This is a genomic window from Streptomyces caniscabiei, from assembly GCF_014930365.1.
GTDB lineage: Bacteria > Actinomycetota > Actinomycetes > Streptomycetales > Streptomycetaceae > Streptomyces > Streptomyces caniscabiei.
In genome coordinates, this window is record NZ_JABXWI010000013.1 from 109,083 (window position 1) to 123,858 (window position 14,776).

The window sequence follows — 14,776 nt, forward strand, 5'->3', positions numbered from 1 at the left end:
GCCTAGTGTGACCCAGGGCACAGCCGAAATCCCCCAGAGGTCCGAGCCCGCCTCCGCCACAGGTCGGGCTTTCGGGGTCGATGTAAGGGGCACTCAACTGGCGGAGTCAAGGGGTCCTTGCCGTTCCGGGTGCTGGCATGAGGCGCTGCCGACGGGGCGGCTGTCTCGCGGCGATGTGAACTCGGAGCTTGCGCGTGGGAGGGGTCCCGGCTCGGTGGTCGGGCGCTTCTGGGACCGTCGGGTCGGGGCGGTCAGGGGATTTGTTGGTCGGGTGGCAGGCGCCGGGCGAGGTGGCTGGGTAGGCGGCGACGTGCGTAGCCGGCAGCGGCGCCCCTTCGGCTTTTCAGGCGCGAGTTCGCTGTCGGCAGCGGGACGCGCGTCCGAGTCGGCAGATCGATCGCCATGAGGCTGCGTTCGAGCCAGGCGGCGTTGACGCAGACGCGTGGAGGGGAGGGCTGGATCGGCGGTCTTGCCGCACCGATAAGACGTCCGGCTCCGGGGGCGGCCGTCCCCGGAGCCGGAGATGCGAGTCCGGTCGGGTCGAGCACGGCGTCGCCGTCATGGCCTTCCAGCTCACTGCCTCGGGCTGAGATCGACCCGCAGCATTGACCAGGTCGGTCAATCCAGATCCCGTCTTCCTGCGAGACGTTCGTGTACAGGCAAGTGCCGCTCTTGTGCGGATAAGCCTCACCTGGACCGGTCTCCGTATCAAACTGCCATATGAGGCTGCGCACTTCACTGCGGTGAATCGAGAGCCGACGTGCAGGTGCGTCGACCTCGCGGCATCCTGGAGATATGGGGGCAAGCCGCTTTCCGTCATGACGGTCGCTCCACGAGACCAGTACGGCCGTGCGAGTGAGCCAGGAACGGGGTGGCCATGGCCACTGTCCTGGAACTGCAGATAAGCAAGCTACGCCCGCGTGAGTACGAGGTGCGGGTCGTGAAGGCAGCTGCCGGCGGGGAACCCCGGGCGCCACTGAATCTCGACGTTGAGGAGTTGATCGCTCAGCGCGGTGAACTGGCGACCACTGTGTTGCGCTCCAGCGAGCGATCACGTGAGGCGACACCGCCGCGCGAACGCGGCGTGCAATGTGAGGGGCGCGTGCGACGTGTGGGCCGCCAACTGTTCGACGCGCTCTTCAGCGGACCGGTCTCCAAAACGTACGACGCGAGTCTCGTCCTGGCACAGGAGCGACAGGAACGCATGCAGATAGTGTTGCGGCTGGACGCGCCAGAGTTGACACTCCTCCCCTGGGAAGCCCTGTTCGACTCGCACACCGACTCCTATGTGTGCCTGCGCGAGCCGATGGTCAGACACCTCGCCGCCTCCCACACGCCTCTCCCCCTGCCCGTGCAGCCGCCGCTGCGGATTTTGGCGGTGATCGCCGCTCCGCGTGATCTCGACGCGCTGGACACCTCCTTTGAACGCGAACTGTTGGAGGAGGCGCTCGGGGGACAGATCGCTGCCGGCCTCGTCGAGTTGGCCTGGCTCACAGACGCAAGCTGGACGAGTCTGCAGACCCGACTGCTCAACGGCCAATGGCACGTACTCCACTTTATTGGCCATGGCTACTACGACGAGTACGGGGAGCAGGGGCAGATCGCGCTGGTGGACGAGCGCGGCGATTCCGACATGATAGAAGCGACTGGCTTGGCAGCCCTCATAGGAGAGGCCCACCCCGCACCTCGACTCATAGTGCTGAATTCGTGCGCATCGGGTCAAGGGGGGAGGCAGCAAGGGTTCTCAAGCGTGGGCGCCACTCTGGCGGATTGCGGAGTGAATTCGGTGGTGGCAATGCAGTTCTCGGTCACGGACCAGGCGTCTTTGCGCTTCACGCAAGGGTTCTACACCGCGCTGGCGAACGGTCGTAAGGTCGACGCTGCCGTGAAGAGTGGACGAGTCTCCATACTTGGCGTCCGGCAGTCGCTGGAGTGGATCACGCCCGTTCTGTACGTGCGAGGCGACGCCGACGCTCCGTTTACCTTTCCTCCTCAGCCATCAGAAGTACCGCCGCTCTACAGCATGGCCGAAGAAGAATTGCGCAAGGGGCACCCCGACAAGGCCATCACATTGCTCGACGACCTACTCGTCCTCGACCCGAACAATGGCGAGGCCATCGTGTTGCACGGTAGGGCGGCTACGCAGGAGCAGCTCACCGAGCTCTACGCCCGAGCAGTAAAGACCGAGGAATCGGGAGACTGGTCCGCCGCGATCAGCCGATATGAACAGGTCATACGGGAGGATCCGAATTACCGGGATGCCGTGGCGCGACGCGACTTCTGCAGCGCCCGCCAGCACATCGCCGAGCTTCAGGAGGAGTTGCGCAGCCGGGTGAGTGAAGGGCGATGGCAGGCCGCAGTCGATGTCGGTGAAGAACTCGCCCGGCTGGACCCGGCTGCTGCCGACCCCGACGGGCTGTCCACACGCGCTCACCGAAAATTGGAGACAGAACAGCGAGCGATCTACCTGGTAGGGCTGTATCACCAGGCCCTTGCGGCCGAACAGGCGGAGGAATGGTCGGCCGCCATCAAGTGTTACGAGCAAATTTTGCAGGAGGATCCGGATTACCCGAACACCGTCCGGCGCCGTGACTTCTGCCGCGACCGCCAGCGCATCGCCCACCTCCAGCAAAAACTGCGAACCTATGCGGGCGAAGGGCTGTGGCAGGCCGTACTCGATGTCGATGAAAAGCTCAACCAGCTGGACCCGGCGGTAGCCGATCCGGACGGACTGGCCACTCGGGCTCACCGAGAAGTAGAAAAAGAAGAGCGGGCAGAGTATCTCGAAGGGCTGTATGGCGAGGCCCGGGCAGCCGAACTCACCGAGGACTGGACCGAAGCGATCCATCTCTATGGCATCCTCGCGGTCGAGGGCGTGGGATTCAGGGACAGCAAGCAGCGACTCAGCCTGTGCGAAGAGCGTCTGAGGACGGCCCGGTCGGCCTCGGAAAGTGGCGATGCATCACCCACCAGCCCTGAAAAGATCATCGACATCGACATTTCCTGTGGGGCATTGGCGTGGGAATCGAATGGACAGTACCTGGCTGTCGATGTCCGGGAGAGTGCGCAGATTTGCGTCTATGGCAGGTCCGGTGGTGAGCCGTTGAGTATCAGGACAGGGCAGAAGCGGGCCCCGTACCTGGTGGCGTTCAGTCCGGACGGCACGCGTCTCGTCGGCCGCAGCGGAAAAGGTGTCGCCATATGGAGCGCTCATACGGGCGAGAAGCTGCTCCAGGTGCCGGTCGGGCGAGGAGTGGCCGCAGCGGAATTCAGTCCCGATGGCACATCTCTAGCCACCGGAGCTGACGATCTGGCCTGCATCTGGGATGCCGAGACGGCCGAACAGATTTTCTGGTCGGAGCAGAAGTGCGTGAAGGCGGTGACCTTCAGTGCGGACGGCAGTAGATTGCTTGTCGCCGATCAAACCGGGCTGCACGTTTGGGGCGTGGACTCTGCCGTGAACATATTTGAAGATCACATCCCGTTCTTGAACTCGGTGGCCTACAGTCGGGACGGTAAACGCGCCGCGGCCGGCTGCAGCGTTGACGCCAAGGCCCGACTCTGGCTCTCGGGCGAGGTCCACGAGTTGGACCACGAGGCGTCCGTCACGTCAGTGGCGTTCAGCCCCAACAGCGCCCAGCTCGCCACAGGTGGCGAAGACCGGGCGGCGTGTATCTGGGATGCGACCGACGCCCGTTTGATCTGCAAGATATTTCATGAGGACCCTGTTCTTTCGTTGGTGTTCAGCCCGGATGGCGCCCACCTGGCGACCGGCACCCGACGCGCCGTCACAGTGTGGGCAATTCGATAATTCCAGTGGTTTTCCAGGAAAGGAGGAGGGCTGATGGGGCGACTTGTCGAGTTCCCGACCGATGAAGGCGCGACCGTACTCGTCGAGGTCGGAGACCGGTCGAACGGGTTGGTTACGCGCGGAATTTCTGGGTCTGGTTCCGGTGCGCAAGTCTCTGAACGCGCTCAACGTTCGTTCGAGGACGCCATATATCGTGTGCAACCCGCCATGCATGCGATCGTGGCCCATATACAATCCGCAGCGCAATCTCCCAGTGAGATTCAAATCGAGTTCGGCCTCAACCTGCATGCCGAGATGGGTGCTTTCATCGCCGCAGCGAGCGCCACCGCCAATTTCAATGTCACACTCACCTGGTTGCGGAACGAGCCCAGGCCCACCACGTAGTCCAGGGCTGGTGCGCTGCGGCGGGGCCTCGTCGAACTGTGCGCCCGGGGGGTTCTCGGGTCGATCCGGGCCAACACGCCCTTGCCCCCGCTAGCACTCCGGCGCTAGCGTCGAGGTATGGCCAAGACCCAGCTGAACGTGCGGGTGGACGAGGACACGGCCCGAGCCGCCCGAGAGCGAGCCCTGGAGCGCGGGATGAGTGTGAACCGGTACATCGAGGAGCTGGTCCGGCAGGACACCGGCGAGGCGGGTCACACCTTCGTCGAGTCCGCCGCCGACTTCATGAAGCAGTACGAGGCGGTCTTCGCCGAAGAGTTCGGCACCGAGCCCGAGCCCGAGGCCGGGCACGAGGGACGTCACTGATCCCTTGAGTCAGCTCCGCATCGACCTCGCCTGGCTCCTGATGGTCGCCGAACGCAAGACGCCCGGCGATCCCCAGGTCACCGACTGGGGCGCCCTCGTCGCGGCCGTCGCCCGGCACGAGGCCCAGATCTTCGACGTCGCCGTCTACGACACCCCGCACGCCCGGGCCGCCGCCCTGCTCCAACTCCTCCTGCACGTACCGGCGCTGGAGCGCTCCAACGCGCTGTTCGCCTCCGCCGTCGCCTACGGCTACCTCGTGGCCAGCGGGGTCAAGGTCGTGACCTCCGCCGAGCAGGTGCGCGATCTGGCCAGACTGGTCAAGAGCGGCGAGGCCGGCGTGCACGACATCACGCGGGAGCTGCGTCAGTGGAGTCAGTGAGACCCGGCCGCCGCGCCCGGCCCAGCACGCAGTAGGAGCTGGGCAGCCGCGGCCCCTGCTCGGGCACCAGGACCTCCCGGACCGCCCCGACCTCGAAACCGGCGGCCCGCAGCGCGTCGACCGGGTCACGCGAGACATGGCAGCCGCCGAACAGCAGCGGCCACACCGAGGCGTCCAGCGCCCGCTGAGCCGTCCGCATGGCCCGGCCACCGCCCCTGCCGTGCTCGAAGAACCGCAGCTCACCACCCGGACGCAGTACCCGGCGCACCTCGCGCAGTGAGCGCCGTACGTCCCGCACACTGCACAGCACCAGGGACACCACGGCCGCGTCGAACGCCTCGCTCTTGACCGGCAGCGCCTCCGCCGCGCCCGGCACCACGTCCACCGGCACCTCGGCGCGCAGGGCGGCCTCCAGGGCCAGCCGCCGCAGTGAATGCTCGGGTTCGATCGCCACCACCTCGGAGACGGTGCCGGGATAGCGGGCGAAGTTCAGGCCGTTGCCGGCCCCGATCTCGATGACGCGCCCCGACAGCCCGGCCAGCAGCTCGTCGCGCAGCGGACCGATCCTCGGCTCCGCCGACACGCTCAGTCTGGCGTAGAACCGGGCGAAGAGGGGGTGGTGCACGGCGTCCTTCGCGGCGCGGGCGCGGACCATGGGAACCTCCCGGAGAGGGCGGCGGACACCGCGATTCTCCCCCGGGAAGCACCGACTCACCCGTCGCGCGGCCGTGGGGAACGACTGTGCGACGGGTGGTCGGCGGGGATCCGCGGGGTCAGGCGATGAAGTTGCGCACCTGCTCGTACACCCCGTGGTCGTTGTTCATCTCGTTGTGCGAGACACAGCCGACCTCGACGTTCGTCGCGCCGCTGAGGATCGCGGTGGTGTCCGGGGTGAGCGCGTCGTCGCAGTTCGACCAGTAGCTGGCGTAGGACACACTGCCCGGCGTCTCGTCACCGGAGTTGAGTGAGGTCAGGAACGAGCTGCCGGTGTACATCTCACCGCAGGACGTGTAGAGCCACCGGCACCAGCCGGCGACGGTCGTCCCGTGGTTCACCCCGGCCGTGGAGACGAAGTCGTCCACGTACGCCGTCCCGCCGAGGTTCTTCAGGTAGTAACGGGAGCTGAGCGCGCCCATGGAGTGCACCACCACGTCGACCTTCGCGGCGCCCGTGGAGGCGCGCACACTGTCGATCTTGGTCTTCAGCTGGGCCGCCGTGGTGGCGTTCGACTGGCCCCAGTCGTAGGACCAGGAGTGCAGCTCCGAGGCGGTGTAGCCGTCCGCCTTGAAGTACGCGACCCAGTCGTCCCAACTGCTGGACGAACTGCTCAGTCCGTGCACGAAGACGACCGGGTTGTGGGTGGCGGCCTGGGCGGAGGACGCCGAGAACGAGAGCGACAGAAGGAGCGTGCTGGTCACGGTCGCGAGGGCCGTGGCGATACGGCGCATGCGGCGATGCATGGTGCCTCCTGAAACGGGTGGGGTTCGTCAGGAGTGTCAGCGGGGTCTACGCGCGCCGCATCGGCGAAATCGCCGGTCTTTACTGGCCGGTTAACTCGCAAGTAACGTGATGAGCGTGGTGACTCCGGTGAACCCCCCACAACTTCCGCATCGCTCGCCACCGCCCCCCACGAACGCGTGGCCGAGCCCGAACGCAGCGTCGGCCGGCGTGCCCACGCTGTCCGAAGGCGTGCGCGTACGCCTGCTGCACGCCGCCCACGGCGATCCCCGGGCCGCCGCGGAACTCGCCGCGGCCCTCACCCCACGCCAGCTCACGGGCCTCGACCCGCTCCCTGCCGAGCCCCTGGCGCTGGCCCCCGCCCTGCTGCGGAATCACCGGCGGGAGGTACGGGCCCTGCCCGACGACACCCGCTTCCTGCTGCTCCTCGCCGCCGCCGACCAGTACCCGGTGCCGACCCACGCCTACGCGCGCGCCGTCACCGCCGCCGGCCTCGACACCCGCCCCCTCGACACGGCCGAGGCGGCGGGCCTCGCCCACACCACGGCCCAGGGCATCGTCTTCCGGGACGCCTGGACCCGCGTCGCCGTCTACGAGTCAGCGTCCATGGCCGACCGACGCGAGGCCCACCGCCTCCTCGCCGCCGTCCTCAGCGGCGAGGGCGAGCGACCGGGCCGGTCCTGGCACCGGGCCGCCGCCGCCCTCGGACCCAGCCGCCGCCTCGCCGCCGAACTCCGTCTCGCGGCACGGGTGGCACGTGCCATCGGCGACCCGGCCCTCGCCTCCGCCCTCGCCGAACGCGCCGCGGGCCTCACCCCCGAACCGGCCGAACGCGCGCCCCTGCTCGCCCAGGCCGCCGCCGAGGCCTGGCAGTCCGGCGACGGCGACCGGGCCCGCCGCCTCGTCGCCGGCACCGACGACGACGCCCTCGGCGGACTGCTCGCCCTGCGCGCGGGCAACGCCGCCGAGGCGTTCGACGCCCTGCTCACCGCCACCGTCCGGCACGTCGGCGACCCCACCTCGGACCGCGCCGCCCATCTGCTGGCACGAGCCACCGAGGCCGCCATCTACACCGGGGACCTCCGCCGCTGCCGCGAGGCCGCCGCCGTCGCCGACGGGCTCGGCATCCTCCCGCCCAGCACCCTCGGCGCCCTCGCCGCCGCCTTCGAGGGACGCTACGACGACGCCCGCGACGTCCTCGAAGCCGCCGCCGGCCGCTGCGGCCCCGGCGGCGACCCCACCCAGCTCATCCACTCCGGGATCGCCGCCCTGCTCCTCGGCGACCACACCCGCGCCTTCACCGCCACCGCCCGCGCCGCCGCCTCCGCACGGGCCCGCGGCGAGACGGTCACCGTGCCGCAGGCCATGGAGTTCCGGGCCTACGCCGAGTTCTGGACCGGGCGCCCCAAGGCCGCCGAGGCCGCCGCCCTGGACGCCCTGCGCCAGGCGCACGCCACCGGGCAGGACAACGGCGCCTGCCACCTCCAGGCCGCCCTCGCGATGTTCGCGGCCGTCACCGGCGACGAGCAGGTGTGCAGGGAGCGCGCCGAGTCCGCCCGCGCGTACGCCCTGGAGCGCGGCCTCGGACTGCCCGCCGCGCTCGCCATGTTCGCCCTCGCCTTCCTCGACCTGAGCACCGGCAGGTACGCCGCCTCGGCCGCCCGCCTCCGCGCGCTCGCCGGGTTCGGTCCCGGACACGGCCACCGGGCCATCCGGCACATCGCCACCCCGCACTACGTGGAGGCCGCCGTCCGCACCGGCGAGACCCGGGTGGCCGTCGCCGCGCACGCCGACTACGACCGCTGGGCCCGTACCGTCCGCAGCGCCGACGACCTCGCCCTCAGCGCCCGCTGCCGGGCCCTCCTCGCGACCGGCGAGGAAGCCGTCGAGCACTACCGCGCCGCCCTCGACCTGCACGCCTCCGGCACCCGCGACTTCGAACGCGCCCGTACGGAACTGCTGTTCGGCAGTGCCCTGCGGCGGCTCCGCAACCGCACCGAGGCCCGCGACCGCCTCCACAGCGCGCTGGAGGCCTTCGACCACTTCGGCTCCCCGCACTGCGCGTCCCAGGCCCGCGCGGAACTCCGCGCCCTCGGGGAGCGTGCCACCGCCGCACCGGGCGCGGAGGCCCTGGCGTCCCGCCTCACCGCCCAGCAGCTGATGATCGCCCGCATGGCGGCGGAGGGCGCGACGAACCGGGAGATCGCCGCGCGGCTGCTGCTGAGCCCGCGCACGATCGACCACCATCTGCGGGGCGTGTTCTCGCGGTTGGGGATCAGGTCGAGGATCGAGTTGGTGCGGTTGTTGGGGGAGCAGTCGGCGCCATAGGGGTGCTCACCTCGATCGGCTGGGCGGGTTCGTCGTGGCTGGTCGCGCCCACGCGGCGGAGCCGCATATCGGCACAGCCCCGCGCCCCTTCCGGGGCGCGGGTCGGCCTCAGAGCTCAGGGGGGCTCTGGCGTGCCGTGAAGGCGGCGGCGTCCCATATGCCGCCCAGCTCCGGCGCCAGCCAACTACCCGCTGCCGCCCGGAAGTCGCGGGGCGTCACCACCCCCGCCCCCGCCGGCACCGCCCCCAGCAGCGGCGCCCCCGCCACCACCGGCAGGTCCGCCAGGTTGCAGCGGGACGCCAGGTCCGGGGCCTCGGGCCAGCTGCCGATGACGACGCCCGCCAACTCCAGCTCCCGCGCGGCGAGGTCACGGGCCGTCAGCTCGGTCGTGTTCAACGTGCCCAGCCCGGCCGGGGCGACCAGCAGCACCGGTGCCGCGAGCAGCCGTGCCGTGTCGGCCAGCGTGCCGCCCGCCTCGTCGAACCGGACGAGGAGACCGCCCGCGCCCTCGACCAGGACGAGATCGTGGTCGACAGCCAGTTTGGCCGCCGCCTCGGCGACGTCCTCGGGGTGCACGGGCGGCAGCCCGGACCGCCGGGCGGCGGTCCCCGGGGCCAGGGGTTCGGGATAGCGGGCGAGTTCACGTGCCGTCACGGCGCCCGCGAGCCGGGCCACCTCGTCCGCGTCGCCGCGCTCGTCCGGCCGTACCCCCGTCTGGGCGGGTTTGAGCACGGCCACGGACCGGCCCGCAGCCACGGCCACGGCCGCGACTGCCGCCGTGGTGACGGTCTTGCCGACCTCCGTGCCCGTCCCCGTGATCACCAGGACCGTCATGTCATCCCTCCCGCGCGGCCGCGCACACCGCGCGCGCGATCCGCGCCACGTCCTCGTCGCCGGTGACGTACGGCGGCATCGTGTAGACGAGGTCGCGGAACGGCCGTAGCCACACGCCCTCGCGCACGGCGGCCTCCGTGGCCGCCCGCATGTCCACGGCGTGGTCGAGCTGCACCACCCCGATCGCGCCGAGGATCCGCACGTCCCGCACTCCCGGCACCTCGCGCACCGGCGCCAGGCCCTCCCGCAGCCCCGCCTCGATCCGCTTGACCTCCGTGAGCCAGTCCTGGCCCAGCAGCAGCTCGATCGAGGCACAGGCGACGGCCGCCGCGAGCGGGTTGCCCATGAAGGTGGGCCCGTGCGCCAGCACCGGCACCTCGCCCCGGGAGATCCCGTCGGCCACCCCGGCGGTGCACAGCGTCGCCGCCAGGGTCAGATAACCGCCGGTCAGCGCCTTGCCGACACACATCACATCCGGCGTCACCGCCGCGTGGTCCGCCGCGAACAACGCCCCCGTACGCCCGAACCCGGTGGCGATCTCGTCGAACACCAACAGCACGTCGTGCGCGTCGCAGGCCTCGCGCAGCACCCGCAGATACGCGGGGGAGTGGAAGCGCATCCCGCCCGCGCCCTGGACCACGGGCTCCACGATCACGGCCGCCAGCTCGTCCGCGTGCCGCTCGATCGCCGAGCGCAACGTCTCCGCGTACGACTCCTCGTACTCGACCGGCGGCGCGTCCACGAACACCTGCCGGGGCAGGACGCCCTGCCAGAGCTCGTGCATCCCACCCTCGGGGTCGCACACCGACATCGGCTGCCAGGTGTCGCCGTGGTAGCCGCCGCGCCAGGTCAGCAGCCGTCGCTTGCCGGGGCGGCCGAGCGAACGCCAGTACTGCAGGCACATCTTGACCGCGACCTCGACGGAGACCGACCCCGAGTCGGCGAGGAACACATGCTCCAGACCCTCGGGCGACATGTCGACGAGATGCTTCGCCAGCCGCACCGCGGGCTCATGGGTGAGCCCGCCGAACATGACGTGGCTCATCCGGCCGAGCTGCTCGCGGGCCGCCTCGTTGAGGACGGGGTGGTTGTAGCCGTGGATCGCCGACCACCACGACGACATGCCGTCGACCAGCTCGCCCGAGCCGTCCGCGAGCTTCAGCCGGACCCCGCTCGCCGACTCCACGACGAGCGGTTCCTGCCGGCCCGGCATGGGCCCGTACGGATGCCACACATGCCGCCGGTCCAGCTCCACCAGCTCGGGCACGCTCAGCTTCGGCAGCTCAGGCATTGGGCGCGAGGTCGGTGCCGGCGCCCCGGCGGCGTACGGCCACCAGATCCGTACGGGCCTCGCCGGCCGGAGCCGCGGCGGCCGGGGCGGGCGTAGCCGTACCGCACACACCACCCCCCGCGTGCGACCCACAACCCGCGCCCGCGCTCGCGCCTTCGCTCTCGTGCGACCCGCAGCCGCCCCCGGCGTGCGATCCGCAGCCCGCGCTCTCCCCGGACCCGCAGCCCCCGCCGGCGGTCACGGTCGCCCGGTGCTCCGGGAGCGTCACCTGGTCGGCGCCCTCCACCTCGAAGCCGGCGTCCGCGATCATCTCCAGGTCGGCCTTGCCGGCCTGGCCCTCGCTGGTGAGGTAGTCGCCGAGGAAGATCGAGTTGGCCAGGTGCAGGGCGAGCGGCTGCATCGTGCGCAGATGGACCTCGCGGCCGCCCGCGATGCGGACCTCGGCGTCCGGGCAGACGAACCGCACCATCGCCAGGATCCGCAGACAGCGCTGGGGGGTGAGGTTCCACTCCTTGGCCAGCGGGGTGCCCTCGAAGGGGATGAGGAAGTTCACCGGAACGGAGTCCGGGTCCAGTTCGCGCAGCGAGAAGACCACGTCGACGAGGTCCTCGTCGCTCTCGCCCATGCCCGCGATCAGACCCGAGCAGGCGGACAGACCGGCCGCGTGCGCCTTGTTGACCGTGTCCACCCGGTCGGCGTACGTGTGCGTCGTCGTGATCTCGCCGTACGTCGCCTCGGACGTGTTCAGGTTGTGGTTGTAGGCGTCCGCGCCGGCCTCGCGCAGCCGCTCCGCCTGGCCGTCGGAGAGCAGACCGAGGCAGGCGCACACCTCCACGCCCTCGTTGCCGTCCTTGATCGCCTTGATGGTGTCCGAGACCCGCTCGACGTCCCGGTCGGTCGGACCGCGCCCGGAGGCCACCAGACAGACCCGCTTGGCGCCCCCGGCGAGCCCGGCCGCGGCGGCCTCCGACGCCTCGTGGGGCTTGAGCCAGGTGTACTTGAGGATGCCGGCGGTCGAACCGAGCCGCTGGGAACAGTAGGAGCAGTCCTCGGGACAGAGACCGGACTTGAGGTTGACCAGATAGTTCAGTTTCACCCGGCGCCCGAACCAGTGCCGGCGTACCTTCCCGGCCGCGGCCACCACGTCCAACAGCTCGTCGTCGGAGGTGCCGAGAACGGCGAGCGCCTCGGCACGGCTCAGCGGCTCGCGCCGGAGCCCCTTGTCCACCAGCGTGTTCAGCAGGTCCATGAGAGCCGATCCTGTCCTACGGGACCGCTCCCGGCCAAGGATGGTTCGGACAACAGAGTGCGATCGACGTGTGGGTATTGCCACATCGTGGGTGGCTGGTCCGCCCGTTAGTGTCTGTGCACTGCCTACAAAAGCCCCCGCCGAGCCGTCCACGACGGCCCGGTGCTGTGGGCCGCACATCAAACCGGAGGACACATGGGGTTCGGCTGGATCGACGAGCAGGCCTCGGCGCGCCGCCGGGCCGGGCTGGTGCGGACCCTGCGCCCCCGCCCCGCCGACTCGCCGCTCCTGGACCTCGCGAGCAACGACTACCTGGGGCTCGCCCGGCACCCCGAGATCACCGAGGGCGCCGCCGAGGCCGCGCGCCGGTGGGGCGGCGGTGCCACCGGCTCCCGGCTCGTCACCGGCACCACCGAACTCCACGGCGAGCTGGAGCGGGAACTCGCCGACTTCTGCGGCTTCGAGGCCGCCCTCGTCTTCTCCTCCGGCTACGCGGCCAACCTCGCCGCCGTCACCGCGCTCGCCCCGCACGACTCCCTGATCGTCTCGGACGCGGGCAACCACGCCTCCCTCATCGACGGCTGCCGGCTGGCTCGGGGCACCACCCAGGTCGTGGCCCACGCCGACCCGGAGGCGTTCCGCAAGGCGCTGGCCATGGGGGGCGGGGTGCCCGCCGTGGCCGTCTCCGACACGGTCTTCTCCGTGGACGGCGACGCCGCCCCGCTGGCCTCCCTCGCCACCGCCTGCCGTGAGTTCGGCGCGGGGCTCGTGGTGGACGACGCGCACGGGCTCGGGGTCCTCGGCGACGGCGGCCGTGGCGCGCCGTACGCGGCGGGGCTCGCGGGCGACCCCGATGTGGTCGTGACGGTCACGCTGTCGAAGTCGCTGGGCAGCCAGGGCGGTGCCGTGCTCGGCCCCGCGAAGGTCATCGACCACCTGGTCAACGCGGCCCGGACGTTCATCTTCGACACCGGACTGGCCCCGGCGGCGACCGGCGCGGCGCTCGCCGCGCTCCGGCTGCTGCGCCGTGAGCCGGAGCGCGCGGCACGGGCCCGTGAGGTGGCGCGGGAGCTGCACGCACGGCTGACGGCGTCGGGCCATGAAGCGGTGCGGCCCGACGCCGCCGTGGTGTCCGTACGCGCGCCGTCGCCGGATCAGGCGGTGCGGTGGGCGGCGGACTGCCGTACGGCGGGTCTCGCCGTCGGCTGTTTCCGCCCACCGTCCGTACCCGACGGCGTGTCACGGCTGCGGCTGACCGCCCGCGCGGATCTCACACGGGAGCAGATCGACCGAGCCGTGGGGATCATCGGCGACACGCGACCGTGAGTCGGCGTCAGGGCCGGGCGTCGCCGTAAGCGGAAGTGCGCACGCTGTCGGTGGCGGTCACCGCAGCGTGGTGATGAATCCCTCCCAGGCGTCGGGATCGAACAGCAGGGCGGGCCCCGCCGTGTTCTTCGAATCGCGTACGGCCACCAGGCCGGCCCAGCGGCCGGACGCGGGACGGGCCGTCTCCACGCAGTTGTTCATTCCGGTGCTGCGACTGCTGCGCAGCCATCGCACTCCGCGTAGTTCGGTACTGGTGGGTACGTTCCGAGGCAGTGCGGACATGGTGCCTCCTTACGCGCCGGCGGCTAGCCCGGCGATGTAATCCAACGAGTCCTCGGGCGAAAGGGCGTGGATCTGAAGGGCGTTGAAGGCCTCGACATACGCCTTGAGGTCTTCTTTCCGTTCGAGGTAGAGGCTACTCGTCAAGTGGTCGAGAACAACCACGTCCAGATCGGATGTGCTCCGAAATGAGAAAATTACGAAAGGACCCGTGACGCCGATGTGCGCCCCGGCAGTGAACGGCAGCACCTGGAGTCGCACCTGCGGGAGGCGGGCCGCCTCGACGAGCCGGCCCAGCTGCCGGGCCATGATCTCGGGACCGCCCACCTCGCGGCGGAGAACGCCCTCGTCGAGCACGGCACTCAGCTTCAGCGGCGGGTTCCCGCGCAGGACTTCCTGCCGTGCCAGCCGCACTTCCACGAGCGCGTCGAGTTTGTCGTCTTCCAGCCCCTCCACCGCGGCCCGTGTCACCGCCCGCGCGTACTCGGGGATCTGCAGCAGACCCGGCACGACCGAGGTCTCCAGCGTCCGCATCCCCCCGGCCTGCGACTCCAGACTGATGAAGTCCCGGTACGTCGGCGGCAGTACGCCCCGGTAGGCGTGCCACCAGTTGTGCCGCCCGCCGCCGTCCTCGGAGCCCGCGAGCGCCAGCAGCAGCTCCCGTAACTCGGTGTCGGCGACCCCGTAGGCGTCCAGCAGCTTGCGTACGTCCGCCGGCTTCACGCCGCTGGCGCCCGTCTCGATCCGGCTCACCTTGGACTGGTGCCAGCCCACGCGATGGGCGGCCTCGATGCTGGTGAGCGCGGAACGGGTGCGCAGGACACGCAACTCGGCACCGAGCCTGCGGCGGCGCACCGCCGGACCGTACTGCATGGGTTTTCTCCTTCCGCCCGGCGCGCGAAGTCGGGGTGACGACAGAGGATGGAGGAGAACTCCACCGAAATACGGTCGGCCGTCGGATAGTTCACCGCTTCGAGCGACAGATATATGCATATCTTGGTGGATCGCCACCCGTGACGGCCCAGGTAGTGGCAGTCTGGCGCGAAGCACCAGTCCGGGACCGTAGTCGAACCA

General features: G+C 70.3%; 13 protein-coding genes. 6 read left to right on the forward strand and 7 right to left on the reverse strand.

Translation table 11 applies throughout. The features are described 5' to 3' along the window. Nucleotides 1–877: 877 nt before the first annotated feature. The 4 genes from HW837_RS32720 to HW837_RS32735 all read left to right on the forward strand — a co-directional run bounded on the left by HW837_RS32720 (nt 878) and on the right by HW837_RS32735 (nt 4,937). On the forward strand, nt 878–3,811 hold the full coding sequence (locus HW837_RS32720; protein ID WP_143110710.1) for a CHAT domain-containing protein: 2,934 nt from the start codon (nt 878–880) through the stop codon (nt 3,809–3,811). Between the two features lie 33 nt (nt 3,812–3,844). Next, on the forward strand, nt 3,845–4,195 hold the full coding sequence (locus HW837_RS32725) for a CU044_2847 family protein (protein ID WP_143110711.1): 351 nt from the start codon (nt 3,845–3,847) through the stop codon (nt 4,193–4,195). Between the two features lie 117 nt (nt 4,196–4,312). Further along, nucleotides 4,313–4,558: a toxin-antitoxin system HicB family antitoxin gene (locus tag HW837_RS32730; RefSeq protein ID WP_193380871.1), complete on the forward strand. Its 246-nt coding sequence runs from the start codon at nt 4,313–4,315 to the stop codon at nt 4,556–4,558. A 4-nt stretch (nt 4,559–4,562) separates the two neighbouring features. Continuing rightward, nucleotides 4,563–4,937, forward strand: coding sequence for a hypothetical protein (locus HW837_RS32735; RefSeq protein WP_045562382.1), 375 nt, complete (start codon nt 4,563–4,565; stop codon nt 4,935–4,937). On the opposite strand, the gene HW837_RS32740 is transcribed toward HW837_RS32735, so the two are convergent. Beyond that, nucleotides 4,906–5,592 carry a class I SAM-dependent methyltransferase gene (locus tag HW837_RS32740; protein WP_045562381.1) on the reverse strand — a complete coding sequence of 229 codons (687 nt, stop codon included), beginning with the start codon at nt 5,590–5,592 and terminating at the stop codon, nt 4,906–4,908. The two genes, HW837_RS32735 and HW837_RS32740, sit on opposite strands and share 32 nt — an antisense overlap. A gap of 118 nt (nt 5,593–5,710) precedes the next feature. Beyond that, nucleotides 5,711–6,397, reverse strand: coding sequence for an esterase/lipase family protein (locus HW837_RS32745; RefSeq protein WP_060887306.1), 687 nt, complete (start codon nt 6,395–6,397; stop codon nt 5,711–5,713). 109 nt (nt 6,398–6,506) lie between these two features. On the opposite strand from HW837_RS32745, the gene HW837_RS32750 reads away from it, so the two are divergent. Beyond that, nucleotides 6,507–8,723: a helix-turn-helix transcriptional regulator gene (locus HW837_RS32750; RefSeq protein ID WP_234442809.1), complete on the forward strand. Its 2,217-nt coding sequence runs from the start codon at nt 6,507–6,509 to the stop codon at nt 8,721–8,723. Nucleotides 8,724–8,831: 108 nt separating this feature from the next. Here HW837_RS32750 and bioD read toward each other — a convergent pair whose 3' ends face one another. Genes bioD through bioB form a run of 3 tightly spaced genes read right to left on the reverse strand, consistent with a single transcriptional unit; the run spans nt 8,832 to nt 12,097 of the window. Further along, nucleotides 8,832–9,557, reverse strand: a complete 726-nt coding sequence (gene bioD / locus HW837_RS32755; protein ID WP_045562379.1) for a dethiobiotin synthase — start codon at nt 9,555–9,557, stop codon at nt 8,832–8,834. Nucleotide 9,558: 1 nt separating this feature from the next. After that, a complete protein-coding gene (locus HW837_RS32760; RefSeq protein WP_177261837.1) occupies nt 9,559–10,848 on the reverse strand; it encodes an adenosylmethionine--8-amino-7-oxononanoate transaminase in 1,290 nt (429 codons plus the stop codon). After that, nucleotides 10,841–12,097, reverse strand: a complete 1,257-nt coding sequence (gene bioB / locus HW837_RS32765) for a biotin synthase BioB (protein ID WP_193380872.1) — start codon at nt 12,095–12,097, stop codon at nt 10,841–10,843. The genes HW837_RS32760 and bioB overlap by 8 nt, the downstream gene beginning before the upstream one ends. Before the next feature lie 195 nt (nt 12,098–12,292). Between bioB and HW837_RS32770 the strand changes: the two genes are divergently transcribed. Continuing rightward, nucleotides 12,293–13,423, forward strand: a complete 1,131-nt coding sequence (locus HW837_RS32770) for an 8-amino-7-oxononanoate synthase (RefSeq protein ID WP_193380873.1) — start codon at nt 12,293–12,295, stop codon at nt 13,421–13,423. Nucleotides 13,424–13,480: 57 nt separating this feature from the next. On the opposite strand, the gene HW837_RS32775 is transcribed toward HW837_RS32770, so the two are convergent. Continuing rightward, on the reverse strand, nt 13,481–13,705 hold the full coding sequence (locus HW837_RS32775; protein WP_045562376.1) for a DUF397 domain-containing protein: 225 nt from the start codon (nt 13,703–13,705) through the stop codon (nt 13,481–13,483). A gap of 9 nt (nt 13,706–13,714) precedes the next feature. After that, entirely contained in the window at nt 13,715–14,575 is an 861-nt protein-coding gene (locus HW837_RS32780; protein WP_045562375.1) for a helix-turn-helix domain-containing protein, read from the reverse strand. Nucleotides 14,576–14,776 lie beyond the last annotated feature (201 nt).